The sequence below is a fragment of the Microbacterium sp. NPDC055903 genome (assembly GCF_053615555.1).
Genome location: NZ_JBSHCA010000002.1, coordinates 345,808 through 371,271, shown reverse-complemented (window position 1 = coordinate 371,271; position 25,464 = coordinate 345,808). Strand labels below are relative to the sequence as shown.

Below are 25,464 nucleotides of genomic sequence, written 5' to 3'. Positions count from 1 at the left end.
CCCGCCCTCTCGACGAGGGCACTAGCCTGGAGGGATTACCTGCCGCAGGCGGGCGAGCAGAAGGGAGATCGGGATGGATGCTTTGGGGTCCCGTATCATCGTCGCCGCCTTCGACGGCTGGAACGACGCCGGCGAGGCCGCGACCGGAGCGGTCGAGGCCATCCGCGCCTCCGGAGACTACGAGCTCGTCCACGCCGTGGATCCCGAGCTGTACTTCGACTACCAGTACACCCGGCCGTCCACCCGGATGGATGCGTCGGGCAAGCGCGAGCTGCAGTGGCCGGGGGCATCGCTCTGGCGCCCCGTCCCCGCCGCGCAGATCGGGCCCGAGTTCTGGATCCTCACCGGTGCGGAGCCGGCGCGCACCTGGCAGGCGTTCGCGAACGAGTTCATCGATGTGGCCCTCCGCGACGATGTGACCGGATTCCTCACACTCGGCGCCATGCTCTCCGATGTGCCGCACACCCGCCCGATCTCGATCTTCGCGTCGAGCCCCAATGAGCAGGTGCGCGAGGCTCACGGCCTGGAGCGATCCCTCTACGAGGGGCCGGTCGGCATCCTCAGCGTGCTGGAGCATTTCGCCGAGCGCGCCGGAATCCCGACGGCGGGGCTCTGGGCGAGCGTGCCCCACTACGTCGCGTCCGCCACGCCGTCGCCGAAGGCGACGCTCGCGCTCCTCGACCGGCTGGAGGAGCTCACCGGCATCGACATCCCCCGCACGCACCTGCGCACCGAGGCGGCTGCGTGGGAGGCGTCCATCGACGCCGCGGCCGCCGAGGACGAGGACATGACGGAGTACATCCACCAGCTCGAGCGGACCAGGGACACCTGGGACTCCCCGGAGGCGTCCGGCGACGCGATCGCGCAGGCCTTCGAGCGGTACCTCCGCCGTCGCGGCGAGGGGCCGGGCGACCACAAGCGCTGAGCGCCCGCCGCTTCGCTCAGGCGGCGATGACGCCGGTGCCGAGCAGGATCAGCAGCGTGACGCCCAGCAGCACCCGGTAGATCACGAACGGCAGGAAGCTGCGCTTGGAGATCCAGTTCATGAAGAACGCGATCACGCCGAGCGCCACGACGAAGGCGATCCCCGTCGCGGCGAGCGTCTCACCCATCGAGAAGTACTGATCCGGCTCGTCCCAGCTCTTGAACAGCTGATAGAAGCCGCTGCCGAAGACCGCGGGGATCGCCAGCAGGAATGCATACCTGGCTGCGGCGGCACGTTCGTAGCCGAGGAAGAGCCCCATCGTGATGGTGCCGCCGGAGCGCGAGACGCCGGGGATGAGAGCGAGCGCCTGAGCCGCGCCGAACGCGATCCCGTGCGGGACGGTGATGTCCTGCAGCGCGCGGCGCTTCGCGCCGACGTGGTCGGCGATCCCGAGCAGCACGCCGAAGACGATCAGCATGATCGCGACGACCCACATCGATCGCAGGACCGTCTCGATCTGGTCCTGGAAGAGCAGCCCGAGGACGACGATCGGGATGCTGCCGATGATGATGAGCCAGCCCATGCGGGCATCGGGGTCGTTGCGCGGAATGCGCCCGGCGAGGGAGCGGAACCAGTTCCCGATGATGCGGACGATGTCGCGCCAGAAGAAGACCACGACGGCTGCCTCGGTCCCGATCTGCGTGATCGCCGTGAACGCCGCGCCAGGATCCTCGCCGGAGCCCGTGAAGGTTCCGACGATGCGCAGGTGCGCGCTCGATGAGATCGGGAGGAACTCCGTGAGGCCCTGGATGATGCCGAGGAACAGCGCTTCGAGCAGGTGCATAGAGGGACTTTCTGGTTCGGGACGCGCGGCTCAGTACGTGCGCAGGAGGTCGGTCAGGACCTGCTGACCGAAGACAAGCGATTCTACGGGCACGCGCTCGTCTACTCCGTGGAACATTCCTGTGAAGTCCAGGTCCGCCGGCAGACGCAGCGGAGCGAACCCGTAGCCGGTGATGCCGATCGTGGAGAGAGCCTTGTTGTCGGTTCCTGCGCCGAGAAGGTACGGGATGACGGGGACCCCTGGATCGTGACGACCGAGAGCGGCGACCATCGACTCGACGAGCGGCCCCTCGAACGGCGTCTCCATGCCGATGTCCCGCACGACGGTCTCGATCGCGATGTCATCGCCCACGATGCGCTGCAGCTCCGCGAGCACGGCATCCTCGGTCCCAGGCAGCACACGGACGTCGATGAGCGCCTCCGCGCGCTCGGGGATCACGTTGTGCTTGTAGCCGGCGGTGAGGGCGGTCGGGTTCGTCGTCGTGCGGAAGGTCGAGCGCAGGAAGGCCTCGGCGGGCCCCGCAGCCGCAGCCAGCGCGTCCGGGTCGTCGAGCGGACGCCCGGTGAGGTCGCCGAGCCCCTGCAGGAGCGCCTCCGTGGTCGGTGTCAGGCGGATGGGCCAGCGGGTGCGGCCGATGGCCGCGACGGCTTCGGCGAGCCGGGTGATCGCGTTCTCCTCGTGCAGGCGGCTCCCATGACCGGCACGTCCCTTGGCGACCAGCCGGATCCAGATGAGCGCCTTCTCCCCCACCTGAAGGAGATACGCCCTGCGGTCGTCGACGGAGATCGAGTAACCGCCGACCTCGCTGATCGCCTCCGTCGCGCCGTCGAACCACTCCGGACGGTTCTTCACGACCAGGGCGGAGCCCTCCACGCCGCCGTTCTCCTCATCGGCGAAGAACGCCAGGACGAGATCCCGCTCCGGCTGCTCGCCGGAGCGGAGCATCTCCGCGACGGAGGTGAGGATCATCGCGTCCATGTTCTTCATGTCCACGGCGCCGCGGCCCCACAGCATCCCGTCCTTCACGATGCCGGCGAAGGGATCCACGCTCCAGTCCTCCGCCATCGCGGGGACGACGTCGAGATGCCCGTGCACGACGAGGGCGGGCTTGGACCTGTCCCTGCCCGGTACCCGGGCCATGACGTTCGCACGCCGAGGGATCGGCTCGTAGTACTCGGCCTTCAGACCGAGACCGGTCAGGTACTCCCCGACGTACTCGGCCGCCTCGCGCTCGCCCCGTGCGTTGCCCCCGCCGAAGTTCGACGTGTCGAAGCGGATCAGATCCTGCGCGACGCGGACGACTTCGGGAACCTGGGGATCGGACATGACCTCAGGCTATCGAATGAGCGCGGCGCGCCCGGGGTGCGCCCTGGTTCGTGGCACCCCGGAGAACGTGCTAGTCTCATTCTTCGGTCGGCAACGACTTTTCATCACCTGCGCGGGTGGCGGAATAGGTAGACGCGCTAGCTTGAGGTGCTAGTGCCCGAATAGGGCGTGGGGGTTCAAGTCCCCCCTCGCGCACAGACAGGCCCCGGATCTTCGGATCCGGGGCCTTCTTGTCATCCCGCCCGCATGAAGCGCTCGGCCGCGCGCACCTGGTCCTCGCTCGGACGGATGCCGGTGTACAGCACGAACTGCTCCAGGGCCTGCAGCGTGGCCACTTCGGCGCCGGTGATGACGGCCTTGCCCGCCTCCCCGGCCGCCCGCACGAGCGGCGTCTCCGCGGGAAGGGCGACGACATCGAAGACGACCTCCGCCTCGGCCACAGCGTCACGGGAGAACGCCAGCGCGTGCTCCTCCGGCCCACCGGCCATCCCGATCGGCGTGACGTTCACGAGCACGTCGGCGGTGCGCTCCCCCGGCTCGGGAGCCCAGTCGAAGCCGTACAGCTCGGCGAGCGTGCGCCCGGCATCCTCGTTCCGCGCGACCACCGTCACGTCACGGAACCCGCCGTCCCGGAAGGCCGCCGCGGTCGCCTTGGCCATGCCTCCTGATCCGCGCAGCAGCACCGTCGATGCCGGGTCCAGTTGTTCACGCTCGATGAGCTGCGCGATCGCCGAGTAGTCGGTGTTGTAGGCCGTGAGGACGCCATCGTCGTTCACGATGGTGTTGACCGAGTCGATGGCGGAGCCCGAGGCATCCATCCGATCGACGAGGGCGATCACCTCCTCCTTGTACGGCATCGAGATCGCACACCCCCGGATGCCCAGCCCGCGCACACCGCCGATGGCGAGGGCGAGATCGGTCGGCGCGAACGCCTTGTAGATCCAGTTCAGGCCAAGCGCCTCGTAGAGGTGGTTGTGGAACCGCGTGCCGTTGTTGCTGGGGCGAGCCGACAACGAGATGCACAGCGTCATGTCCTTGTTGAGCAGAGTCACGCATCAAGGCTACTCAGCAGGCCCGTGCGGCACCCGTCCGCCGGAGTCAGACCGCGCCGACGCCGAAGAGGAGACCGAGCAGATACGTGATCGCCGCGGCGCCGAAGCCGATCGCGAGCTGTCGGAGCGCTCGGCGCAGCGGAGGACCTCCGGAGAGGATGCCGACCATGGCGCCCGTGCTGAGCAGGGCGATGCCGACGAGCACCAGGGCGAGGACGACAGCTGCGACGCCCTGGAGACCGAAGATCCACGGCAGCACGGGGATGATCGCCCCGGAGGCGAAGAGCAGGAAGCTGGAGAGCGCGGCCGTCCAGTCGCTGCCGACGACATCATGCTCATCGCTGTGCGTGCGCACAGGCCCTGTCGCAGCGGCGCGCACACCGGCTTGAGCCGCTGACACGATCCGACGGGCCCTCCTCAGCGCTTCAGCCTCGTCCATCCCCCTCGCTCGATAGACGAGCGCGAGCTCGTTCTCGTCGATGTCCAGGTCGACGGCCGCGTCATGGGCGTCATCGTTGGCTTCGGTCGCGGCGAGGAGCTCCCGCTGCGAACGCACCGAGACGAACTCGCCGGCACCCATGGACAGCGCCCCGGCGAGCAGGCCGGCGATGCCGCTGAAGAGCACGAAGCCGCTGCTGACGCCTGTGGCGCCGATGCCGAGCACGAGGGCGAGGTTGCTGACCAGTCCGTCATTGGCTCCGAAGACGGCCGCACGGAATGAGCCGGAGAGGCGCCTGCGTCCGCGCGCCGCGAGCCCGCGGACGACCTCGTGGTGGATCTTCTCATCCGCGCGCATGGCAGCGGTGGCGTACTGCTCGGTGTCGTACGGAGATCTCGCCTCTGCGCTCTGCGCCAGGGCGAGGACGAAGATCGTCCCGAATCGGCCGGCCATCCATCCCAGCAGTCTCGACCGGAACCCCGCGCGCGGCAGCCGTGACGGCTCCTCCCCCAGCAGACCGAGCCAGTGCTGCTCATGGCGCCGCTCGGCATCGGCAAGGCTGAGGAGGATCTCGCGTTCCTCACCGGAACGCCGCGCGGCGAGCTTCTGATAGACGAGACCCTCAGCGCGTTCCTCGACGAGATAGCGCGCCCACCGACGGCGATCGGCTGCTGTCGGTTCGGCGGTCGCTGGCACGCTCAAGAGAACTCCTATCGGGCCGGATCATGGAACTTCCACGCTAGCGACGCATCGTGCCAGCAATCGCCGAACGGCCCGGATTGCCAGCATTTCGGGCCTCCGAACCCGAGCGAGTCGCGGACGCTACGAGGCTGCCGAACGCGCGTGCACGGCGAGCCTGACGACGGCGTAGAGCTTCTGCAGGACGACCTCTCCAAGGCGGTGCTCCGCCGCCCTGTGCAGCCGAGCCGCCAGATCAGGACGCAGCACGCGCAGCATCCCCCTGGCGACCTCCGCGTGCAGCGAGTTCGAGACGATGCGGATGACGTCGGCGTCCTCGATGAGGGGTATCGCGTGCCGGATGTTCTCCTCCGTGCTGCGACTGGTCGCATCCATGAGGATCGGCCCTCGCCACCCCCGTCTTCGCGCCTCGTCCCGCATCAGCTCGGCCTCGGGCACCGGCCCTCCGACGGCTCCTCCGCAGAGCACGAGAACGGAGCGTGACGCAGAGGGATCGACCGATCGCAGCGCCGCGCGCACGCGATATCGGTTCACGGCGTTCGCCCGCCGTCCGCCGTTGCGGAACCCGAGGACGATGATCGCCTCGGTGAACCGACCACGTGGACGCGATCGTGGCAGCCCACGTCGGGAGGCCCGCCAGTGCCGCGCCTCCGCATAGAGCACGGCGGCCAGCACGAGGAGGATCACCGCGAGGAAGACGATGCGAGGCACCCCGTGAGTGTAGCGAGGAGCAGCATCGGCCGATGCGCTCTCGCCGCGGAACCCGCCTGTGTCAGCGCGCCTTCACGCGCTTGCGGAGCAGGTCGATGCGCGACTGGAGCTGCGTCACCGTCGCCTGTGCGACGGCAGGTCCGCCGCAGAGGCGCCTCAGCTCGGCATGGACGGCGCCATGCGGTTCGCCGGCCTGGCGGGCGTAGAGCCCGACGAGGCTGTTCAGCAGCTGACGCTGCTCCTTCAGCGTGCGGTGCAAGGGCGGTGGAAGAGTGGTGACGGCATCCGGACCCTGCTCGGCCTCACGCGCCTCCCGAAGGCGCGACTGGCGCGCGCTGCGCTGCATGAGCAGCTCATGCACGTGCTCGGGCTCGAGGAGTCCCGGGATGCCGATGAACTCCTCCTCCTCCGGCGTGCCCGGCTCGGCGAGCTGGCCGAAGTCCTTGCCCTCGAAGACGACCCGGTCGAAATGGGCCAAGGACGAGATCGCCTGATAGCTGAACTCCTGCGTCAGCGCGTCGGAGGCGTCGTCCTCGCGGTTCGCACTCTCCAGCAGCGAGTCCTCGAGGCCGTCGTCATCCTTGCTCTGGCGGTCCAGGGCATGGTCGCGCTCCTTCTCCATCTCGTTGGCGAGCCCCATAAGCACGGGCACGTTCGGCAGGAAGACGCTCGCCGCCTCGCCGCGACGCCTGGCGCGCACGAAGCGCCCGATGGCCTGCGCGAAGAAGAGCGGCGTCGAAGACGAGGTCGCGTACACCCCGACGGCCAGACGGGGAACGTCGACGCCCTCCGACACCATGCGCACCGCGACCATCCACCGCGAGGTGTTGGCGCTGAACTTCTCGATGCGCTCCGAGGCGGACGCGTCGTCGGAGAGCACGATCGTCGGCTGCTCACGCGTGATGCTGTGCAGGATCTTCGCGTAGGCGCGGGCGACCGTCTGATCCGTGGCGAGGACGAGACCTCCGGCGTCTGGGACGTGATGCCTGATCTCCGTCAGCCTTCGATCGGCGGCGGAGAGCACCGCCGGCATCCATTCGCCCTCGGGGTCGAGAGCCGTCCGCCAGGCCTGCGAGTTGACGTCCTTGGTGTTGTCCTGTCCGAGGTGCGCCTCCAGCTCGTCCCCCGTGCTCGTGCGCCAGCGCATCTTGCCGGAGTACATGTGGAAGAGCACGGGACGGACCACGCCGTCGGCCAGCGCGCGCCCGTAGCCGTAGGAGTAATCGGTGCTCGACACCCGCGCACCGGACTCGTCCGGCAGGTACTCCACGAACGGGATCGGGGCGGTATCGCTGCGGAACGGGGTGCCGGAGAGCAGCAGGCGCCGCTTGGCGGGGCCGTAGGCGTCACGGATGGCGTCGCCCCAGCTCAGGGCATCTCCGCCGTGATGCACCTCGTCGAGGATCACCAGCGTCTTCGCGTCCTCGGTGAGGTGCCGGTGCACGGAGGACTTCGCCGCGACCTGCGCATACGTCACGACCACGCCGTGGTACTGACGCGACGGTGCCCAGTGGCTGTTCTTGAAGTGCGGATCGAGGCGGATGTGCACGCGCGCGGCGGCATCCGCCCACTGGGTCTTGAGATGCTCGGTCGGTGCGACGACGATCACCCGGTTGACCTCACCCGTGCGCATCAGTTCGACGGCGAGGGTGAGGGCGAACGTCGTCTTCCCTGCACCGGGCGTCGCCGCGACGAGGTAGTCGCGCTTGTCGGCCTGGAAGTAGTCCTCCAGGCACTCCTGCTGCCACGCCCTCAGCTTGTTGGCGGTGCCCCAGGGAGCACGCTGGGGAAAGGACGGAGAAAGCATCCCCTCCACGATAATCCGTGCCGGGGACATCGGCCGCGTCTGCTCGGCGAGTAGGCTCGATGCCTGCGAGGCCGCGATCCATGGCCGCGCTGCCACGAAGGAGAGTGTGATGGCCGATCAGGAATCGTCCCGTACCCCGTTCGTCCCGAACGAGGGGATGCATCCATGGCGCAGGTTCGTCGCCGTCGGTGACTCGTTCACCGAGGGCATCGGCGACCCGGATCCCGCCGTGCCAGGCGGGCACCGGGGCTGGGCGGATCGGGTCGCCGAGGTGCTGGCCCGACAGGTCGACGACTTCGCCTACGCGAACCTCGCCGTCCGCGGCAAGCTCATCGCGCAGATCGTGGCGGATCAGATCGAGCCGGCCGTCGCGCTGCGCCCCGACCTGGTGTCGATCTGCGCGGGCGGCAACGATGTGATCCGTCCTGGCACCGATCCCGACGCGATCGCGATGCAGCTCGAAGACGCGGTCGCGCGGCTCTCCTCGACGGGCGCGGCGGTCATCCTGTTCACCGGGATCGACACGGGATTCACTCCGGTCTTCCGAGCCTTCCGCGGCAAGGTCGCGATCTACAACGAGAACGTCCGTGGCATTGCAGACCGGCACGACTGCATCGTCGCCGATCAGTGGGCGCTGAAGACCGTCCAGGACGTGCGATTCTTCGACGACGACCGCCTGCATTACAACGCACTGGGCCACCATGAGGTGGCGAGAATGGTCCTGCGGGCGCTGAACGTCCCCAACGACCTGCAGGCCATGCAGCCAGACCCGCTTCCGGTGCGGACCTGGCGCGAGGCACGCGGCGAGGACCTCGGATGGGCACGCGAACATCTCGTGCCCTGGGTGCTGCGGCGTCTGCGCCACCAGTCCTCCGGCGATCACGTCGAGGCGAAGCGACCGGACTACGTGCCGTTCGACAGCCCTGCCGCGGACTGACCTCCGGTCCGCAGTGCCCAGAGCGCGACGGCTGCCGCCGATGCCACGTTGAGCGAGTCCACTCCCCCGCTCATCGGGATGGTGACGACGCGGTCGGCCGCGTCGAGAGCTGCTCGGGTGAGACCGTCGCCCTCGGTGCCGAGCACGAGCGCCGTCTTGGACGCACGGTCAGCGGCGTAGGCGTCCAAGGCGACCGCACGATCGCTCAATGCGAGTGCGGCGATCTCGAACCCCTCGCCGTGCAGCTGCTCGGTCGCCTCCGGCCAGTCGCCGATCCGCGTCCAGGGGACCTGGAACACCGTGCCCATGCTGACGCGGACGCTGCGACGGTACAACGGGTCGGCGCAGCCAGGGGACACGAGCACCGCGTCAGCGCCGAGCCCCGCGGCAGCGCGGAACGCCGCCCCGACGTTCGTGTGATCGAGGAGGTTCTCGAGGATCAGCACGAGCGAGGCGTCCCGCACGATATCGGCGACCGGTGGGAGCTCCGGTCGGTGCATGGATGCGAGCGCTCCCCGATGGACCGCGAATCCGGTCACACTTTCGGCGACGTCATCGGGGACGAGGTAAACGGGGACGTCGGCGTCGTCGAGGATCTCCTCGAGCCCCGACACCCAGCGGCGCTGCGTGAGCACTGACCGGGGGCGATGACCAGCCTCGACGGCGCGTGCGATGACCTTCGCGGACTCCGCGATGTACAACCCGCCGCGTGGCTCCTGAACGCGCCGCAGCGCCGTGTCCGTAAGCCCCCGATACTCGTCCAGACGCGGGTCGTCCGGTTCGGTCACCTGATGAAGCAGCACGAAACAACTTTGCCAGGCCGCGGATGCCGCTTGCGCCGAAGACACGGCGAGGGGCGAGGTCCCCGACATCCGGACCCCGCCCCTCGGCGTTTCAGCGTGCGATCAGCTCAGGCGGCGCCGCATGCGAAGCACGACAAGGCCTGCACCGGCAGCCACGGCGAACGCGGCCATCACGATGAGGGCGATCGGTGCAGCACCACCGGTCGTCGCGAGCGATCCATCGGAGTCCGCATCAGCAGACGAGCCGTCGGCCGCACCAGCACTGTCCGCGGAGCCGTCTGCACCGTCAGCAGCGCCTTCGGCGTCGGCTGCGCCCTCAGCGGCGCCGGAGTCGCAGGCGGCGGTCGAGAACGAGGTCTCCTCGCTCTCGATGCCGTTCAGCGTCTGCACGGCGACGTAGTCGCTGTCGCACTCGAGGACGCCGTCCTCCAGAGCCCAGGTACCCTCCTCGTCGACGACCGCGGTCGCGATCTCCTCGCCGTCGGCGTTGCGGATGCTGACCGTGGCGCCGGCGGCGCCGGTGCCCTCAGCGGTGTCCTCGCCGACCGTGACGACGACCGGCTGAACCGGCTGGACGCTCGGCGCGTCGGGGTCGATGCTGGAGTACTGCGACACGTTGCCGTTCGCGTCAACCGTCTGAAGACGGAGGAAGCCGTCGGTGTGGGTGGTCGGGATCGAAACGACGTCGCCGGGGTTCACGTCCTCGATCGCGCCGAGGTACTCCTCGGCGTTGTCGGCGGCGGTCCAGTAGACGTGCAGCACGACAGGCCCCACGGCGGCGTTGTTGCCGATCAGCGGAGCAGGCTGCTCTGCCGTGAACGTGGCGTTGGCCCCGTCGAACGACGGCTCGCCCACGCGGAAAGTCTGCACCGTATTGTTGCTGACGGAGTCACCGACGTTCCAGAGGAACCAGTACGCGGAGTGCTCAACGTCGGTCGTGACGCCACCACGGGTGTTGGTACCGAACGTGTTGCCGACGACGTCGAGCTTTCCGTAGGCGTTGTGGACGATCGGAGCCTGAGAACGATCCTCGCCGCCGAAGCCGTCGATCGCGTTCTCGATGATCGACCACCCGACGGACGAGTCCGCGTCCACGGCGTTCGCGGAGTTGTAGATGGCCCAGTGGTTGTCGATGTCCAGCGGCAGGTTCGAATCAGAACCCGAGATGTCCTGGGTGAGCGTGTTGCCGGCGATGATGTTCTCGCCACCGCGTACGTCGATGCGGATCGCCGACCGGCTGCTGTCCGCGACAAGGTTCTCGATCGTGTTGTTGCCGATCTGGACGCCCGTTGCGCTCGTTCCCTGGATGCGGATCGTGTCGACGGCCCAGATCCTGTCGAACGAGTTTCCGAACACGAGGACGTCCGAGGTCACGTTGCCCAGCTGCAGAGCAGCGTACGCGCCGTCGTTGATGTTCGTGAACGTGTTGTTGACGATGCTCGCGTTCGACAGCGAGCCGCTGAACACGATGCTCTGCGCCTGGTCGACAGTGTTTTCCGCGAAGATGAACTCGTCCCAGGTCGCCGTGTTTCCGCCGATCACCCGGGAGATGTTGCCGCTGTCGAACCCACGGACATCGTTGCCGGTTCCGCTGATGTCGTTGCCAGCGATGAACGTGTCGCTGAACGTCTGTCCCGCACCCTCGAAGTACATGAAGTTCTGCCGTGGGGAGTGGAACTCGGAGTTGACGAACTCCAGACCCGTCACGGTGATGTTGGGGTTCATGTAGAAGCCGTGCGTCGGCGAGGTCTCATCTTGGTGACCGAGGACGCTGTCATCGACGATGAATCCGTCGACGGTCGCGCCGTCCTCGATGTCGATGTGGCCCCAGTTCTCCACGCCGCGGCTGGCCGCACCGGTGATCGTGACGTCGGACACGGTCGCGTTGGTCTCGACACCGAAGCTCGTGTACAGCGGGCTCTGGATCACGAGGTCCACCAGGGCGACCTGGGACGCTCCGTCGAGCAGGACGACGCCGGCCTCCTGGAAGTTCGTCTCGTTGTCCTTGAGTTCGACGTTCGTGACGCGCACGTTCGTGCCGCTGATCGCGATGCCCGTCTCGGCCGCGCGAAGGTTGGCGAGATTCGAGAGCGACACGTTGTCGGACGCGACGTGGAAGCCGGCCGAGAACGACCCATCGACATCGGTGATGCCGTCGAGGTTCGTGAAGTCGATCGAGACCGGGACAGCGGAATCGATGAGGAAGCGCGCCCCGTTAGGGCCGATCGAACCGGCCAGATGCCCCGTGCCGTTGCCCACCTGTGCTGTCGACATATTGTCCGCGGCGCCGCCCGTGAGCGAGAGCTCGCCGGTACCGGCGAGAGCGGCGTCGAAGACGATCTCCACGCCATCCGGGTTCACAGAAGCGTTGGCCGCCTCGATGGCAGCGCGGAGCGAACCGCTCCCGGAGACGGCGAGATTCGTGACCGTGATCACGTCCGCGGCGGCCTGAGCCGGTGCCGCCAAGAAGATGGAGCCGGCGACGAGACCGCCGGTTACAGCGATCGCCCCCATCCTCCGTGCCGTGAGCTGTCGCGGATGATCCGCCATCGTTCCTCCTCCAGTCAGGCGCGCAGATGCGCGCCAGCGCGAGCCGCACACCCGGGGCGTGCGATGCGCACGAAAACATGACGCAGCTGTGGGGAGCTGCGAGCACAGTCAAGTGGATGGAATGCACGCGTCTGCGGCTGAGGAAGTAAATGACCCCCGGGCGGGGGTCATTTTCGAACCGTGACACCGGTTGACCGGGATCGTGGACTAGAGCGTCGGTGCGCCACGCATCCGACCAGGTCGTAGACTCCCACAGGGAGGATCTGTGACCGTGACGATGACTGCCGAGCTGAGCGCCGGCATCGCCCGCACCGCCGAACTCCTGGACGGCAAGAGAATCGCACTGCTGACCGGCGCCGGCATCTCGACAGATTCTGGCATCCCCGCGTATCGCGGCGAAGGCGCGATGGTCCGGGCGGACCCGATGACCGTCCAGCGCTACCTCGCCGACGAATCAGCCAGGCGGAGATACTGGATCGGCGGACACCTCGGATGGCGTGCCTTCGCCCAGGCGGAGCCGAATGCCGGGCACGTCTCGCTCGCTGAGATGGAGTCCGATGGCCTCGTCACGGGCGTCATCACGCAGAACGTCGACGGGTTGCACCTGCGTGCAGGGAGTTCGCACGTCATCGAGGTGCACGGCACGATGCGCCGCGTGACCTGTCTGCAGTGCGGTCAGGTGTTCGACCGTCGTGACATCGCGACGCAGATCGAGCAGCTCAACCCCTGGATCTCCGTGCCGGAGAACATCCGGCTGAATCCGGACGGCGACGTCACACCGGAGACCGCGGAGGGATTCGTCATCCCCACCTGCACGGTGTGCGACGGGATGCTCAAGCCGGATGTCGTCTTCTTCGGGGAGTTCGTCCCGGGCGACCGTTTCCGCGCGGCCGAATCCCTGCTCAGGGCCAGCAGCGCGATGATCGTCGCCGGATCGTCGCTGGTCGTCAACTCGGGGGTACGGCTCGTCGAGCGCGCCAGACGCCGCGGCATCCCCCTCATCATCATCAACCGAGAACCGACACGGGCGGATGCCTGGGCCGATGTGACGCTCGCCGGCGGCACGAGCGAGGTCCTGCCCGCATTGCAGGAGCTGCTCACATGACCTTCCTCACCCTCGTCCGCCACGGCCAGACCGACTGGAACCTGGAGCGGCGCATCCAGGGGACAACGGACATCCCTTTGAACGAGACGGGACGCGGCCACGCGAGGGATGCCGCCGCGATCCTTGCAAGCGACACCCACCACGCGATCTACGCCAGCCCGCTCGTCCGTGCCAGGGAGACGGCGCAGATCATCGCGGGTCTCATCGGGCTCGACGAGCCGGAACTCGTGCCCGACCTCCGGGAACGCGAGTTCGGCGAGGGAGAGGGGATGCTCGTCGCCGACTACATCGACCGGTACGGCGACTGGCACGCCGATGTCCCTGGTGCCGAGACCTTTGACCAGGTGCGAGACCGCGCACTGGGCGCGCTGGACACCATCGCCCGCGCATCCCGGCTGCGTTCAGCGCCCGCCGCCGAATCCGTGATCGTCGTCGCGCACGGCGCCGTGATCCGATCGCTCCTGGATCATGCTTCCAGCGGTGCTCTCCCCCTGCAGGGCGTTCCGCTTGCGAATGGCTCCGTCCATCGCTTCGAAGCATCGCCTGGTGTGCTCCGGCTCCTGGAGCCCGTCGCGGGCTGAGTTTCTCTCGCGGGGTTCGAATCCTCGCCTCAACGGGCGCGTTCGAGGACCGAGCGCGCATGCCGGAGCACGGGCTCGTCGACCATGCGCCCCTCGTGGCGGAAGACCCCGCGCTCCCCCGCCGCCGCCTCGAGCACCGCTCGCGCCCACGCCACGGTCCGCTCGTCGGGACGGTACGCCGCCCTGATCACCTCGACCTGGGCGGGATGGATGCACGCCGTCGCCGCGAAGCCGCTGGCCGCGGCATCCTCCGCCTCGGCCGCGAGACCCACCTGATCCTCGATGGCGATGTGCACGGCGTCGATCGCGGCCTTGCCGCGGGCGCCTGACTCGAGGAGAATGCGCGCCCGCGCGAGTCGGGCGATGTCGCGATAAGCGCCGTCCGCGCGTCTGCTCGATGTCCCGTCGAGTGAGGCGACCAGATCCTCCGCTCCCCACATGAGAGCCGTGACCAGGGGGTGTTCCGCCAGGCGGCCCGCCGCGGCGACACCTCGCGCCGTCTCGCAGAGCGCGATGAGTTGGAACCTCGGATCGAACGCATCCAGCTCGGAGGGCGACTCCGACTTCGCCACCATCACTGTGCGGTAGTCCGTCTGCGCCAGCGTGGCCAGATCGCTCGCGAACTCCCGCGAACCCGGCGCGTTCACCCGTACGACGACCCGGTGCGGGTCGAGGTGCGCGTCGATGATGTTCCCCCGCGCGGCGAGCTTGTCCGCGGGGGCCACGGCGTCCTCGAGATCGAGGATCACCGCATCCGCACGATCCAGTGCCTTCGCGAACCGCTCGGGGCGGTCTGCAGGGCAGAACAGCAGCGCGGGGCCGAGCGTGAAATCCATCATTCCCCTTCGGGCATACAACGCACGAGGACGGTCCTCGTGGCGGTCGCGACGATCTCGCCGTGCTGATCGCGGCCGGTGTGCTCGATCGTGCAGATGCCCTGACCGGGCCGCGACGTGGAGAGGCGCTTGTCCGCGACCGCACTGGACGTGTAGAGCGTGTCGCCGACGAACAGCGGTCTCGGGAAGCGGATGTCGCCGAGCCCCAGCTGCGCGACGAGCGTGCCCTGGGTGAGCTGGGCGACCGACGACCCCACCATCGTCGACAGCGTCCACATCGAGTTCACCAGGCGCTGACCGAACTCCTGCTCCGCGGCGAACGCGGCATCCAGGTGCAGCGCCTGTGTGTTCATCGTCAGGGTGGTGAAGAGCACGTTGTCCGCCTCGGTCGCTGTGCGCCCCGGTCGGTGCACGTACGTGGCGCCCACCTCGAACTCCTCGAAGTACAACCCGCGCTGGACGATCTCCGTCATGGCGCCCACGCTACCCGGCGAGCCCGAGCGCTCGCGCGATGACGAGGAGCTGGACCTCGGTCGTCCCTTCACCGATCTCCAGGATCTTCGAGTCGCGGTAGTGACGCGCCACCGGGAACTCGTCCATGAAGCCGTTTCCGCCGAAGATCTGCGTCGCATCCCTGGCGTTGTCCATCGCCGCTTCCCCGGCCACGAGTTTCGCGATCGCCGCTGCCTCGCCGAATGCCTGACCGGCATCCCTGAGACGCGCCGCATGGTGCCAGGCGAGGCGCGCGGTGTGCACGCGGGCCCGCATTCGGGCGAGGGTGAACTGTGCGTTCTGACGCGTGCTCAGCGCAGCGCCGAACACCGTCCTGCTGCGCGCATAGGCCGTCGCCTCCTCCAGGCATCCCTCTGCTGCACCGGTCGACAGGGCCGCGATCGCGACCCTCCCCTCGTCCAGGATGCTGAGGAAGTTCGCGAATCCCCGTCCCTCTTCACCCAGCAGGTTCTCTTCCGGAACGCGGGCGTCGACGAAGGTGAGCGGATGCGTGTCGGAGGCACGCCAGCCGAGCTTGTCGTAGGGAGCCTCCACGGTGAAGCCCTGTGTGCCGTTCGGCACGATGATCGTCGAGATGCGCTTTCGACCGTTCTCCACCCCCGTCACCGCCGTGACCGTGACGAAGCGCGTGATGGTCGTCCCCGAGTTGGTGATGAACTGCTTGGCGCCGTTGATCACCCATTCACCGGAATCCCGCCGGGCGGTGGTCCTCGTGGCGCCCGCATCGCTGCCCGCTTCGGGCTCCGTGAGGCCGAAGCCCGCCAGAGCGCGGCCGGCGAGCAGATCGGGCAGCAGCTCCGCCTTCTGACGCTCGCTGCCGAACCGAAAGACGGGCATCGCGCCGAGGCTCACTGCCGCTTCGAGCGTGATGGCGATGGACTGATCCGCGCGTGCCAGGCCCTCGATGGCGATGCCCAACGCCATGAGGTCGCCGCCCTGCCCGCCGTACTCCTCGGGGAAGGGAAGGCCGAACAACCCGAGCTCACCCATCCGGGCGACGACCTCCAGGTTGAGCGTGTGCGAGCGATCGGCTTGGTAGGCCTGAGGCGCGACCACGGACTCCGCGAACTCCCGGACCATCCCGGCGAGCTGCTGCTCCTCTTCGGACAGATCAGTCATCGTTCTCCTCCGTCTCCACACGCGCGACCGTCTGATCGCGACGCACCTGATCGCCCTGCGCGACCAGGACGCGAACCGTGCCGTCATGCGGCGCGGTGACAGCGTGCTCCATCTTCATCGCCTCGATCGAGACGAGGACCTGTCCCGCCCGCACCGTGTCGCCGTCCGCCGCATGCACGGCGACGACCGTCCCCGGCATCGGGGCGCTGACCTCCGGCTGGCTGTCGCTGACCTCCGGGTGCCGTTGGCCACGGAGCTGATCCATGCGCTGCCTGCGAGTCAGCGGCCGCAGGCGTACCGTCCGACCGTCCTCGGCGACCCACAGGGCCGAGTCAGGACCGATGGCGGCGACGGCGTGATGCCCCGCCGCACCCGCGCCGTGCGCCGACGCCTCGAGCATCTCGCCCGCGTCGGTGAGGAACGCGCGGCGCGGCGAAGCGTCTTCCGTCGCAGAAAGGCGCCATCCGCGGAGCATCGACCACACCGACCCAGGAAGCTGAGAGGGCCCTTCGTTCGCCGCCCCCGTCTCGCGCTCCACGTCGACCGCCGCAGATGCCGCGATGAGCATCCCTTCGGAGACGGGCGGCGCGACCACCGGAAGCATCGTCTCGATCAGCCCGGTGTCCAGATCTCCGGCGACCACCCGCCCGTGCGAGCAGAGCAGTCGCAGGAAGGAGATGTTCGTCTCCACCCCGAGCACGATGGTCCGCCCCAGTGCCGCATCGAGCCGCGCGAGCGCCTCGCCACGGTCCGCCCCCGTCGCGATCACCTTGGCGATCATCGGGTCGTAGAAACCTGTGACCTCGGAGCCGGTCTCGACGGCGGCATCCACGCGCACACCCGGCGGCGCATCGAATCGGAGCACGGTCCCCGTCGACGGCATGAACCCTCGTTCCGGGCTCTCCGCGTACACGCGCGCCTCCACGGCATGGCCGACCACGGGAGGAATCTCGGGGAGCGGCTCGCCTGCCGCGACCCTGAGCTGCAGCTCCACGAGATCGAGCCCGGTCACAGCCTCCGTGACGGGATGCTCGACCTGGAGCCGGGTGTTCATCTCGATGAAGAACAACTCGCCGGGAGCATCCGCGTCGACGAGGAACTCGACAGTCCCTGCGCCGACGTACTGCACGCTCTCGGCGACGCGGACGGCCTCCTCCCACAGGCGGGCCCGCAGCGCCGCGTCGATCGCGGCCGGAGCCTCCTCGATCACCTTCTGATGCCGTCGCTGCAGCGTGCACTCCCGCTCCCCGACCGCCACGATCCGACCATGGGCGTCGCCGAACACCTGCACCTCGAGATGCCGAGGGCGCCGGAGCAGACGCTCGAGGATGAGCGCGTCGTCGCCGAACGACGACCTCGCCACCCTGCGAGCCGCCGACAGTGCGGAGGCGAGACCCGCCTCATCCTCGACGATCTCCATGCCCTTGCCGCCACCTCCTGCGCTCGGCTTCACGAGCAGCGGGAATCCGGTCTGCACGGCGCGGCCGGCGATCTCGGCATCGGTGAGGCCGGCGGCGTCGAAGCCGGGCACGACGGGCACGCCGCGCTGGGAGACGTGATCCCTGGACCGTGCCTTGTCGCCCATGACCTCCAGGGCCTCGACACCCGGACCGATGAACACGATGCCCGCCTCTGCACAGGCCCGCGCGAGCGCAGCGCTCTCCGACAGGAAGCCGTAGCCGGGGTGCACGGCACGGGCACCGTGCTCCACGGCGGCGGCCATGATCGCGCCGACGTCGAGGTACGAGGCCGAAGCGGCCGGCGGACCGATCCGAACGGCGACGTCCGCCTCACGGACGTGGGGTGCACCGGCATCCGCATCGGAGAAGACGGCGACGCTGCGGATGCCGAGCCGGCGCAGCGTACGGATGACACGGCGGGCGATCTCGCCGCGATTGGCCACGAGGACGGTGTCGAACATCTCTCTCACATCCTGAAGACGCCGAAACCCGGCGCGGGGAGCGGCGTACGGGAGATCACATCGAGGGCGAGTCCGAGCAGATCGCGGGTGCGCTCCGGGTCGACGATCCCGTCGTCCCAGAGCCTGGCTGTGGCGTAGTAGGGCTCGCCCTGCTGCTCGTACTGGTTCCGGATCGGATCCTCGAAGGCGAGCCGTTCCGCCGCGCTCCAGCTCTCTCCGTGGGACGAGAGCTGGTCCTCCTTCACCGTGGCGAGCACCGAGGCCGCCTGGTTGCCACCCATCACGGAGATCCTGCTCGCCGGCCAGCTCCACAGGAAGCGAGGCGCGTATGCGCGCCCGCACATCGAGTAGTTCCCCGCGCCGAAGGATCCGCCGATGATCACCGTCAGCTTCGGCACCCTGGTCGTGGCGACGGCGGTGACCATCTTCGCACCGTCCTTCGCGATGCCTCCCGCCTCGGCGTCGGAGCCCACCATGAACCCGGTGATGTTCTGCAGGAAGAGCAGCGGGATCCCCCGCTGGTCGCACAGCTCGATGAAATGCGCACCCTTGAGCGCGGACTCGCTGAACAGCACGCCGTTGTTCGCGACGATGCCGACCGGATGTCCGTGCAACCGGGCGAACGCGGTCACCAGCGTCGTGCCGTAATCGGGCTTGAACTCCAGGACGCTGCCTGCGTCGACGAGGCGCACGATCACCTCATGGACGTCGTATCCCTCGTTCACGTCGACCGGAACCACGTCATAGAGGCTGGAGCTATCGGCCGGAGGAACCGACGGCCGCACGTCCCAGACCGGATCGCCCATCTGAGGCAGCGTCGCGACGATGTCGCGCAGGATCTCCAGTGCATGCTCGTCGTCGTCCGCGAGGTGGTCGACGACGCCGGACCGGCGCGCGTGCATCTCGCCTCCGCCGAGCTCCTCCGCGGTCACGATCTCACCGATCGCCGCCTTCACGAGCGGCGGACCGCCGAGGAAGATCGTTCCCTGCCCCCTCACGATGACCGTCTCATCGCTCATCGCGGGGACATAGGCACCGCCGGCCGTGCATGATCCAAGGACGGCGGCGAGCTGAGGGATGCCCGCAGCGGAGAGCCGCGCCTGGTTGAAGAAGATCCGCCCGAAGTGATCGCGATCAGGGAAGACCTCGTCCTGCTTGGGCAGGAAGGCTCCGCCGGAGTCGACGAGATACAGGCACGGGAGTCGGTTCTCCAGCGCGACCTCCTGGGCCCGCAGGTGCTTCTTCACCGTCATCGGCAGGTAGCTGCCGCCCTTCACCGTCGCATCGTTGCACACCACCATCACGTGGCGGCCGTGCACCAGACCGATGCCGGCGATCACCCCGGCGGCCGGGGCTCCCCCGTCGTAGAGCCCGTCCGCGGCGAGCGGCGCGACCTCGAGGAACGGACTGCCCTCGTCGAGCAGCCGAGCGACCCGTTCCCGTGGCAGCAGCTTGCCCCGCGCGACATGGCGGCGCCGCGAGGACTCCGGTCCCCCGAGCGCTGCCTGCTGCAGCCGTTCACGCAGCCGCGATGCGAGTTCGCGCTGGGTATACGACATCGTGATGTCCTCCTCGACTCACGCACTGGCGCTCGACCGCGCCGGTCGGTTAGTGTTCACTAACCCGTTCATTTAGGTTAGTGAGCATTAACTGAAATGACAACCCCGATCACCCCCCGAGATCGAGCCAAGGCGGAGCGCTCCGATGCCCTCCTCCGTGCCGCGGCAGGGCTCTTCGCCGAGCGCGGATTCTCCGGCGTGAGCCTGGAGGACATCGGCGCCGCCGTCGGCGTCTCCGGTCCCGCCGTGTACCGCCATTTCGCCGGCAAGCAGGCGCTGCTCGGTGCGCTCCTCATCGGCGTCAGTCGAGAGCTCGTCGAGCGCGGCACCTCCGTCTCGACGAGCTGCGCGGAGGGCGAGGAGCGGATGCGCGCGCTGATCCGCTTCCACGTCGACTTCGCCGTCGGGAACGCAGAGGTCATCCGCGTGCAGGATCGCGACCTGGCGCACCTCACCGATGCGGACAGGGCCGAGGTCCGCCGATTGCAGCGCGCGTACATCGATCTGTGGATCGCCGCTCTCGCCCCGCTCTGCGACGCGGAGACGGATGAGCTCCGCCTCCGCGTCCAGGCCGGGTTCGGCCTGATCAACTCGACACCGCACAGCACTCGCTCGGCCGCGCGGCGACGAGCCTCCACGGCTTCCGTGCTCGCGGAGATGGCCTTCGCCGCACTCACCGCATGACTGCGCTCATGCCATCAGCATGGCGCGTCCTGGCTCCTCGATCAGATCGCCGACGTCCTTGAGGAACCGCGCGCCTTCCGCGCCATCGACGATGCGATGGTCGAAGGACAGGCTGAGCGTCATCACCTGACGGACCGCCAACTCCCCCTCGTGCACCCACGGCTGCGGTCGGATCGCTCCGACCGCCAGGATGCCCGATTGACCGGGTGGCAGGATCGGTGTCCCGCCCTCGATCCCGAAGACCCCGATGTTGGTGATCGAGAAGGTCCCCCCTGCGAGATCCGCCGGCGATGTCTTCCCCGCACGCGCGACATCGGTCAGCTCGCGCAGGGCGTCCGCGATGCCGATGAGCGAGAGCCCCTGAGCCTCTCGGATGTGCGGGACGATCAACCCGCGATCCGTCGCCGCCGCGATGCCGAGATCCACGAAGTGATGCTGCACGATCTCGACCGCATCCTCGTCCCAGCGTGCGTTGAGCCCTGGGGTTCGCGCCAGCGCCAGGCACACCGCCTTGGCGATCACCGCCAACGGCCCGATACGGTGCTCTGCGAGCATCCTGTCCTCGCGCAGCGACGCGATGAGCTGCATCGTGGCCGTCGCATCGACCGTGTGGAAGCACGTCACATGCGGCGCGGTGAAGGCGCTGGCCACCATGGCGTCCGCCGTGTGCTTGCGGACCCCGCGGATGGGGATCCTCGTCTCGCGCTCCGGCGTCTCGACGAGCACGCGCTCTGAACGTCGCTCGTTCACCGCAGGAGCTACGGGGTCGACTCTCTCGGCGTACGCGTCGACATCGGCGCGGGTGATCACCCGCTCGCCGATCTCCGTCGCGAGCAGGACCAGGTCGACGCCGCGTCGCTTCGCGTATGCCCGCACGGGCGGGGTCGACCGTGGCCGGTCTCCCGTGACCGGATCCATCGGCGTCGCCGCGACCGCGTCATGCGGCGCGGCTTCGAGGACGGCGGTATCGGCCGAGGAGGCCGTCGCTGCACGGCGCGCACGCCGCGCGGGACGGCCAGCAGCCGGTGCTGCACCGTAGCCGACGAGATTCGCCTGCGCAGCGGGCGCCGCGTCCGCCGCCGGTTGCGACTCCTGCGTCCGCACTCCCTCCGCGCGCCCGTCGACGGGGTCGTCCGGCGCATCGCCGGCGACCGCGAACGCGATGAGCGGAGCACCGACCGCGACCGTGTCACCTGCCTCGGCGTGCAACGCCGTCACCGTTCCGTCATAGGGCGAGGGGAGCTCGACGATGGCCTTGGCCGTCTCGACCTCCGCAAGCGTCTGGTTGAGCACGACGGCATCGCCCGGCGCGACCAGCCACTGGACGATCTCCGCCTCGGTGAGGCCCTCGCCGAGATCGGGAAGGCGGAACTCGGTGCTCATGCTTCCGCCTCCGAAAGGCTGCCGGGACGGTCCAGCACGCGGTCCACCGCATCCAGGATTCGATCGAGGTCCGGGAGATGGTGCTTCTCGAGCTTCGCGGGCGGATAGGGGATGTCGTGTCCCGTGACGCGCTGGGGCGCGGCCTCGAGGTACTCGAAGCAGCGCTCCGTGACGCTTGCGACGACCTCGGCCGCGACTCCGGCCTCGCGCGACGCCTCGTGCACGACCACCACTCGCCCGGTGCGGCGCACCGATGCCGCGATGGTGTCGTAGTCCACCGGCGAGAGCGACCGCAGATCGATCACCTCCAGGGACACGCCGTCGTGCTCGGCGGCCTCTGCCGCATCGAGCGCGGTCGTCACCATGGCCCCGTACGTGAGCACGGTAACATCCGTTCCGGAGCGCGCGATCTGGGCGAGCCCCATCGGCACCGCATCCGCCAACGGGGAATCGAGATCCACCTCGCCCTTGTGGTGGTACAGGCGCTTCGGCTCGAAGAAGATCACCGGATCGTCGCTGGCGATCGCCTGGCGGAGGCACCGGTAGGCGTCCTGCGGATTCGATACTGCGATGACCCTCAGGCCTGCCGTGTGCACGAAGTAGGCCTCGGGCGACTCGGAGTGGTGCTCCGCGGCGCCGATGCCTCCTGCCCATGGAATCCGGATCGTGATCGGCATCCTGACCCGGCCCTGCGTCCGATAGTGCAGCTTGGCCACCTGCGAGACGATCTGGTCGAAGGCCGGGTACACGAATCCGTCGAACTGGATCTCGACGACCGGGCGATAGCCCCGGTAGGCGAGCCCGACCGCGGTGCCGACGATCCCGGACTCGGCGAGCGGGGTGTCGATGACCCGTGCCGCACCGAACTCGTCGATGAGCCCGTCGGTGATCCGGAACACACCGCCCAGCCGGCCGATGTCCTCCCCCATCAGGACGACCTTGTCATCGTCGCGCATCGCCTGCCTGAGTCCTGCGCCGAGCGCCTTTCCCAACGTCATCTCGGTCATGTCAGGCCTCCGGCTCGAAGGAGTCGAGGTAGGCGGCGTATGCCGCGCGCTGCTCTGCGATCCCGGTGTGCGGCTCGGCGTACACCCCGTCGAACACGGCCAATGGCGCCCTGGTGATCATCCCGATGCACTCCGCGCGCATCGCACGCGCCATGGCGTCCGCCTCGGCGGCGACCTCGGCCGCCGCCGCGTCGTCGAGGGCGCCGATGCTGCGCAGATGGGCGTCGAGCCGTGCGATGGGGTCTCTGGTGCGCCACGCCTCGAGCTCGGCGGGGTCCCGGTAGCGCGTCGGGTCGTCGGCCGTGGTGTGCGGTCCCATCCGATACGTCACCGCCTCGATGAAGGCGGGACCCTTCCCACTGCGCGCATGCTCGAGCGCCCAGCGCATCGCCGCCATGCACGCGAGGACGTCGTTGCCGTCGACGCGCAGGCTGGGGATCCCGAACGCGGGTGCGCGCCCGGCGATCGGATACTGCGACTGGACCGAGACCGGCTCCGAGATCGCCCAGTGGTTGTTCTGACAGACGAAGACCACCGGCGCCTGATACGACGCCGCGAACACCATCGCCTCGCTGACATCTCCCTGGCTCGTCGCACCGTCTCCGAAGTACGCCACGGCGACCTCGTCGGCGCCGTCGCGCTGGACGCCCATCGCATAGCCGACGGCATGCAGGCTCTGCGCGCCGATGATGATCTGCATGGGGGCGCACCGCAGACGCTGCGGATCGTACGCAGCCCCTTCTTCCCCGCGCCACGTGCGCACGAAGTCGCCGGGCTCGGCGCCACGAGCGAGGATCACTCCGGTCTCCCGATAGCTCGGGAAGACGAAGTCCTGCGGGGCGAGCGCCCTGGCGGTGCCGATCTGCGTCGCCTCCTGCCCCTGACAGGGTGCCCAGAGACCGAGCTGGCCCTGCCGCTGCAGGGCGAATCCCTCGGCGTCGATGCGTCGGAGGACGACCATGTCGCGGTACAGCGCGCCCAGCTGCTCCGGCGTGACGTCGGCGACGTGGCGGTCGAGCTCGGGGTGCACCAGTCTCGTGCCGTCCGGCGCGATGAGACGTTCTGAGAGATCGAGATCCTGGGCGGTCTGGGTGATCGGTCCGGCGTGCGGCGACATCATCGTCCTCCTCGTCCGCGCGCTCCTCATGAGAGCGTCGCTGCCTCGCCGACATCATCATCGGCTGGTTCGAGGGTACGTCTGCTGATCACCTCGCTCAAGCATTAACGCCTGCACTGAGCATGTTGCTCAGAAAGCCACGCCCCAGCCCTGCTATCGTTTGGCACTATGCCAGCACTGGACCGAACCGACCTCGAGCTGCTCACCGCCCTCGCCGAAGATCCCCGCGTCACGATCGTCGCGCTCGCCGAGCGTCTCAGCCTCTCCAGGAACACCATCCAGGCGAGGATGACCCGCCTCGAGCAGACCGGCGTGCTCTTGTCATACGAGCGCTCCTACTCACCGGAGGTCCTCGGATTCCCGCTGCAGGCTTTCATCAGCATCGGCCTCCGGCAGACCGAGCTGCCGCGCATCACGGCCGAGCTCGCGCGCATCCCCGAGATCCTTCAGGTCCACGGTCTCAGCGGATCCATCGATCTGATGGCAAGGGTCGCCTGCCGCGACGCCCGCCATCTCTTCGACACCGATGCCCGCATCCTGGCGATCGATGGCATCGAGCGCACGGAGACCTCCCTGGCGATGGGCGAGGTGATCCCCTACCGCGTCGCCGGGCTCATCGGTCTCGCCAGGCGGGAAGCCTGAGGAAGCGCCTGATCGCGCCCGCTGCTTCAGCGGGCGTCTCGTAGTGGATGAGATGCCCCACATCCGCGATCTCCACGAGCTCGGCGTCGGGGAACAGCGTGACGAGGCGGCGCTCGGCCTCGATCGGGGTGATGTCGTCCTTCTGCGCGGCGATCAGAAGCGTCGGCGCCTCGATGCCTCCGGCGAACTCGCGGACATCGTGCGAGACGCTCGCGACGAAGGCGTCGCGCAGGACGTCGCGGTCGGCGAAGCGCGAGAAGTATCGATCGTGCTGATCGTGGATGAACCGCCGGAGCTCGGGGTCGCGGGTCTTCGCCATCGCGATGCTCATCACCCGGACGATCACGCGGTTGCGCAGCAGTGCCGTGCCGATGCGCGCCGGGAGCTTCGCGCCGAGCGCGTAGTAGAAGACGGCAAGACGGGTCATCAGACCCTTCGGGCCTTCCAGAGCAGGCGCGCCGATCGGATTGATCAGAACGACTCTGGGCGCCTCGAGCCCTGCGGCGAGGGCTGCGGAGACGACGATGGATCCGAAGGAGTGGCCGAGGATGACAGCGCCGGGCGCGACGGATCCGGCGAACTCGATGAGCCATCGCGCGTAGCGATCGAGGTCGTGCGTACCACCCGGCAACGGCGCGGTCTCGCCGAACCCGGGAAGATCAGGGGCGATGACACGCACCCCGGGCAGGAACGCGAGCACCGGCTCCAGGCCGTGGTGATCACCGCGGAAGCCGTGCACGGCGATGAGAACCGTATCCGCGGCGGAGTCGCCGTAGTCCCAGAACACGGTCGTCCCGCCTGCCACGCTGACTTCTCTGCGCTGAGACGGGAGCGTGCGGAGACGGTCGGCATACGGCGAGGACATGCTCCCGATTCTACTGAGCGCTCGGTGGACGGACGCCCG

Annotated in this window: 23 protein-coding genes and 1 tRNA gene; 7 read left to right on the top strand and 17 right to left on the bottom strand. The window is 68.6% G+C overall.

Annotated elements, in window-relative coordinates:
* Positions 1-73: 73 nt before the first annotated feature.
* A complete protein-coding gene (locus ACWGJP_RS11175; RefSeq protein WP_452329863.1) occupies positions 74-925 on the top strand; it encodes a PAC2 family protein in 852 nt (283 codons plus the stop codon).
* A gap of 16 nt (positions 926-941) precedes the next feature.
* Here the strand turns inward: ACWGJP_RS11175 and ACWGJP_RS11170 are convergent, their stop codons facing one another.
* Positions 942-1,769, bottom strand: a complete 828-nt coding sequence (locus ACWGJP_RS11170) for an undecaprenyl-diphosphate phosphatase (RefSeq protein ID WP_452329862.1) — start codon at positions 1,767-1,769, stop codon at positions 942-944.
* A gap of 30 nt (positions 1,770-1,799) precedes the next feature.
* Positions 1,800-3,095, bottom strand: a complete 1,296-nt coding sequence (locus tag ACWGJP_RS11165) for a M20/M25/M40 family metallo-hydrolase (protein WP_452329861.1) — start codon at positions 3,093-3,095, stop codon at positions 1,800-1,802.
* A 110-nt stretch (positions 3,096-3,205) separates the two neighbouring features.
* Here ACWGJP_RS11165 and ACWGJP_RS11160 point away from each other — a divergent pair.
* A tRNA-Leu gene (locus ACWGJP_RS11160) sits at positions 3,206-3,290 on the top strand.
* 38 nt (positions 3,291-3,328) lie between these two features.
* On the opposite strand, the gene ACWGJP_RS11155 is transcribed toward ACWGJP_RS11160, so the two are convergent.
* The 4 genes from ACWGJP_RS11155 to ACWGJP_RS11140 all read right to left on the bottom strand — a co-directional run bounded on the left by ACWGJP_RS11155 (position 3,329) and on the right by ACWGJP_RS11140 (position 7,803).
* The gene (locus tag ACWGJP_RS11155) at positions 3,329-4,147 is read right to left on the bottom strand and encodes a shikimate 5-dehydrogenase (protein ID WP_452329860.1); all 819 of its coding nucleotides are present in this window, start codon (positions 4,145-4,147) and stop codon (positions 3,329-3,331) included.
* A 46-nt stretch (positions 4,148-4,193) separates the two neighbouring features.
* Complete coding sequence (locus ACWGJP_RS11150) at positions 4,194-5,288, bottom strand: VIT1/CCC1 transporter family protein (protein WP_452329859.1); 1,095 nt, start codon at positions 5,286-5,288, stop codon at positions 4,194-4,196.
* A 120-nt stretch (positions 5,289-5,408) separates the two neighbouring features.
* On the bottom strand, positions 5,409-5,996 hold the full coding sequence (locus ACWGJP_RS11145; RefSeq protein ID WP_452329858.1) for a YdcF family protein: 588 nt from the start codon (positions 5,994-5,996) through the stop codon (positions 5,409-5,411).
* Positions 5,997-6,057: 61 nt separating this feature from the next.
* Positions 6,058-7,803: a DEAD/DEAH box helicase gene (locus ACWGJP_RS11140; protein WP_452329857.1), complete on the bottom strand. Its 1,746-nt coding sequence runs from the start codon at positions 7,801-7,803 to the stop codon at positions 6,058-6,060.
* A gap of 109 nt (positions 7,804-7,912) precedes the next feature.
* On the opposite strand from ACWGJP_RS11140, the gene ACWGJP_RS11135 reads away from it, so the two are divergent.
* Positions 7,913-8,740 carry an SGNH/GDSL hydrolase family protein gene (locus ACWGJP_RS11135; protein WP_452329856.1) on the top strand — a complete coding sequence of 276 codons (828 nt, stop codon included), beginning with the start codon at positions 7,913-7,915 and terminating at the stop codon, positions 8,738-8,740.
* Here the strand turns inward: ACWGJP_RS11135 and ACWGJP_RS11130 are convergent.
* A complete protein-coding gene (locus ACWGJP_RS11130) occupies positions 8,707-9,543 on the bottom strand; it encodes a TrmH family RNA methyltransferase (protein ID WP_452329855.1) in 837 nt (278 codons plus the stop codon). The two genes, ACWGJP_RS11135 and ACWGJP_RS11130, sit on opposite strands and share 34 nt — an antisense overlap.
* A 102-nt stretch (positions 9,544-9,645) precedes the next feature.
* Positions 9,646-12,093 carry an Ig-like domain-containing protein gene (locus tag ACWGJP_RS11125; protein WP_452329854.1) on the bottom strand — a complete coding sequence of 816 codons (2,448 nt, stop codon included), beginning with the start codon at positions 12,091-12,093 and terminating at the stop codon, positions 9,646-9,648.
* A 277-nt stretch (positions 12,094-12,370) separates the two neighbouring features.
* Here ACWGJP_RS11125 and ACWGJP_RS11120 point away from each other — a divergent pair, with 277 nt between their 5' ends.
* Together ACWGJP_RS11120 and ACWGJP_RS11115 are read left to right on the top strand one after the other, a co-directional pair.
* Positions 12,371-13,198 carry a Sir2 family NAD-dependent protein deacetylase gene (locus tag ACWGJP_RS11120; protein ID WP_452330370.1) on the top strand — a complete coding sequence of 276 codons (828 nt, stop codon included), beginning with the start codon at positions 12,371-12,373 and terminating at the stop codon, positions 13,196-13,198.
* The gene (locus tag ACWGJP_RS11115) at positions 13,195-13,779 is read left to right on the top strand and encodes a histidine phosphatase family protein (RefSeq protein ID WP_452329853.1); all 585 of its coding nucleotides are present in this window, start codon (positions 13,195-13,197) and stop codon (positions 13,777-13,779) included. The genes ACWGJP_RS11120 and ACWGJP_RS11115 overlap by 4 nt, the downstream gene beginning before the upstream one ends.
* A 29-nt stretch (positions 13,780-13,808) precedes the next feature.
* On the opposite strand, the gene ACWGJP_RS11110 is transcribed toward ACWGJP_RS11115, so the two are convergent.
* The 5 genes from ACWGJP_RS11110 to ACWGJP_RS11090 are packed head-to-tail and all read right to left on the bottom strand — an operon-like array spanning position 13,809 to position 19,727.
* On the bottom strand, positions 13,809-14,615 hold the full coding sequence (locus tag ACWGJP_RS11110) for an HpcH/HpaI aldolase/citrate lyase family protein (RefSeq protein WP_452330369.1): 807 nt from the start codon (positions 14,613-14,615) through the stop codon (positions 13,809-13,811).
* Positions 14,615-15,088: a MaoC family dehydratase gene (locus ACWGJP_RS11105; protein WP_452329852.1), complete on the bottom strand. Its 474-nt coding sequence runs from the start codon at positions 15,086-15,088 to the stop codon at positions 14,615-14,617. The genes ACWGJP_RS11110 and ACWGJP_RS11105 overlap by 1 nt, the downstream gene beginning before the upstream one ends.
* Before the next feature lie 10 nt (positions 15,089-15,098).
* On the bottom strand, positions 15,099-16,247 hold the full coding sequence (locus ACWGJP_RS11100) for an acyl-CoA dehydrogenase family protein (protein ID WP_452329851.1): 1,149 nt from the start codon (positions 16,245-16,247) through the stop codon (positions 15,099-15,101).
* Entirely contained in the window at positions 16,240-18,168 is a 1,929-nt protein-coding gene (locus ACWGJP_RS11095; protein WP_452329850.1) for an acetyl/propionyl/methylcrotonyl-CoA carboxylase subunit alpha, read from the bottom strand. The genes ACWGJP_RS11100 and ACWGJP_RS11095 overlap by 8 nt, the downstream gene beginning before the upstream one ends.
* Before the next feature lie 5 nt (positions 18,169-18,173).
* Positions 18,174-19,727, bottom strand: a complete 1,554-nt coding sequence (locus tag ACWGJP_RS11090; protein ID WP_452329849.1) for a carboxyl transferase domain-containing protein — start codon at positions 19,725-19,727, stop codon at positions 18,174-18,176.
* 96 nt (positions 19,728-19,823) lie between these two features.
* On the opposite strand from ACWGJP_RS11090, the gene ACWGJP_RS11085 reads away from it, so the two are divergent.
* A complete protein-coding gene (locus ACWGJP_RS11085; protein WP_452329848.1) occupies positions 19,824-20,411 on the top strand; it encodes a TetR/AcrR family transcriptional regulator in 588 nt (195 codons plus the stop codon).
* Between the two features lie 6 nt (positions 20,412-20,417).
* Here the strand turns inward: ACWGJP_RS11085 and ACWGJP_RS11080 are convergent, their stop codons facing one another.
* From ACWGJP_RS11080 to pdhA, 3 genes are read right to left on the bottom strand one after another with little or no spacing between them, the layout of a single operon-like run.
* Positions 20,418-21,794: a dihydrolipoamide acetyltransferase family protein gene (locus ACWGJP_RS11080; RefSeq protein WP_452329847.1), complete on the bottom strand. Its 1,377-nt coding sequence runs from the start codon at positions 21,792-21,794 to the stop codon at positions 20,418-20,420.
* On the bottom strand, positions 21,791-22,801 hold the full coding sequence (locus tag ACWGJP_RS11075) for an alpha-ketoacid dehydrogenase subunit beta (protein WP_452329846.1): 1,011 nt from the start codon (positions 22,799-22,801) through the stop codon (positions 21,791-21,793). Before ACWGJP_RS11075 ends, ACWGJP_RS11080 begins: the two co-directional genes overlap by 4 nt.
* Position 22,802: 1 nt before the next feature.
* Entirely contained in the window at positions 22,803-23,921 is a 1,119-nt protein-coding gene (pdhA, locus tag ACWGJP_RS11070) for a pyruvate dehydrogenase (acetyl-transferring) E1 component subunit alpha (protein ID WP_452329845.1), read from the bottom strand.
* A 165-nt stretch (positions 23,922-24,086) separates the two neighbouring features.
* Between pdhA and ACWGJP_RS11065 the strand changes: the two genes are divergently transcribed.
* Positions 24,087-24,560 (top strand): Lrp/AsnC family transcriptional regulator, encoded by a 474-nt coding sequence (locus tag ACWGJP_RS11065; protein WP_452329844.1) that lies wholly within the window; start codon positions 24,087-24,089, stop codon positions 24,558-24,560.
* Here the strand turns inward: ACWGJP_RS11065 and ACWGJP_RS11060 are convergent.
* On the bottom strand, positions 24,532-25,425 hold the full coding sequence (locus ACWGJP_RS11060) for an alpha/beta fold hydrolase (RefSeq protein WP_452329843.1): 894 nt from the start codon (positions 25,423-25,425) through the stop codon (positions 24,532-24,534). The two genes, ACWGJP_RS11065 and ACWGJP_RS11060, sit on opposite strands and share 29 nt — an antisense overlap.
* Between the last annotated feature and the right edge of the window lie 39 nt (positions 25,426-25,464).

Excerpts from the sequence above, each read along its gene's own strand:
- ACWGJP_RS11135 (WP_452329856.1), top strand. The coding sequence starts at position 7,913 with ATGGCCGATCAGGAATCGTCCCGTACCCCGTTCGTCCCGAACGAGGGG.
- ACWGJP_RS11105 (WP_452329852.1), bottom strand. The coding sequence starts at position 15,088 with ATGACGGAGATCGTCCAGCGCGGGTTGTACTTCGAGGAGTTCGAGGTG.
- ACWGJP_RS11115 (WP_452329853.1), top strand. The coding sequence starts at position 13,195 with ATGACCTTCCTCACCCTCGTCCGCCACGGCCAGACCGACTGGAACCTG.
- ACWGJP_RS11170 (WP_452329862.1), bottom strand. The coding sequence starts at position 1,769 with ATGCACCTGCTCGAAGCGCTGTTCCTCGGCATCATCCAGGGCCTCACG.
- ACWGJP_RS11140 (WP_452329857.1), bottom strand. The coding sequence starts at position 7,803 with ATGCTTTCTCCGTCCTTTCCCCAGCGTGCTCCCTGGGGCACCGCCAAC.
- pdhA (WP_452329845.1), bottom strand. The coding sequence starts at position 23,921 with ATGATGTCGCCGCACGCCGGACCGATCACCCAGACCGCCCAGGATCTC.
- ACWGJP_RS11120 (WP_452330370.1), top strand. The coding sequence starts at position 12,371 with ATGACTGCCGAGCTGAGCGCCGGCATCGCCCGCACCGCCGAACTCCTG.
- ACWGJP_RS11060 (WP_452329843.1), bottom strand. The coding sequence starts at position 25,425 with ATGTCCTCGCCGTATGCCGACCGTCTCCGCACGCTCCCGTCTCAGCGC.
- ACWGJP_RS11080 (WP_452329847.1), bottom strand. The coding sequence starts at position 21,794 with ATGAGCACCGAGTTCCGCCTTCCCGATCTCGGCGAGGGCCTCACCGAG.
- ACWGJP_RS11085 (WP_452329848.1), top strand. The coding sequence starts at position 19,824 with ATGACAACCCCGATCACCCCCCGAGATCGAGCCAAGGCGGAGCGCTCC.
- ACWGJP_RS11095 (WP_452329850.1), bottom strand. The coding sequence starts at position 18,168 with ATGTTCGACACCGTCCTCGTGGCCAATCGCGGCGAGATCGCCCGCCGT.
- ACWGJP_RS11110 (WP_452330369.1), bottom strand. The coding sequence starts at position 14,615 with ATGGATTTCACGCTCGGCCCCGCGCTGCTGTTCTGCCCTGCAGACCGC.
- ACWGJP_RS11090 (WP_452329849.1), bottom strand. The coding sequence starts at position 19,727 with ATGTCGTATACCCAGCGCGAACTCGCATCGCGGCTGCGTGAACGGCTG.
- ACWGJP_RS11125 (WP_452329854.1), bottom strand. The coding sequence starts at position 12,093 with ATGGCGGATCATCCGCGACAGCTCACGGCACGGAGGATGGGGGCGATC.
- ACWGJP_RS11165 (WP_452329861.1), bottom strand. The coding sequence starts at position 3,095 with ATGTCCGATCCCCAGGTTCCCGAAGTCGTCCGCGTCGCGCAGGATCTG.
- ACWGJP_RS11100 (WP_452329851.1), bottom strand. The coding sequence starts at position 16,247 with ATGACTGATCTGTCCGAAGAGGAGCAGCAGCTCGCCGGGATGGTCCGG.
- ACWGJP_RS11075 (WP_452329846.1), bottom strand. The coding sequence starts at position 22,801 with ATGACCGAGATGACGTTGGGAAAGGCGCTCGGCGCAGGACTCAGGCAG.
- ACWGJP_RS11065 (WP_452329844.1), top strand. The coding sequence starts at position 24,087 with ATGCCAGCACTGGACCGAACCGACCTCGAGCTGCTCACCGCCCTCGCC.
- ACWGJP_RS11175 (WP_452329863.1), top strand. The coding sequence starts at position 74 with ATGGATGCTTTGGGGTCCCGTATCATCGTCGCCGCCTTCGACGGCTGG.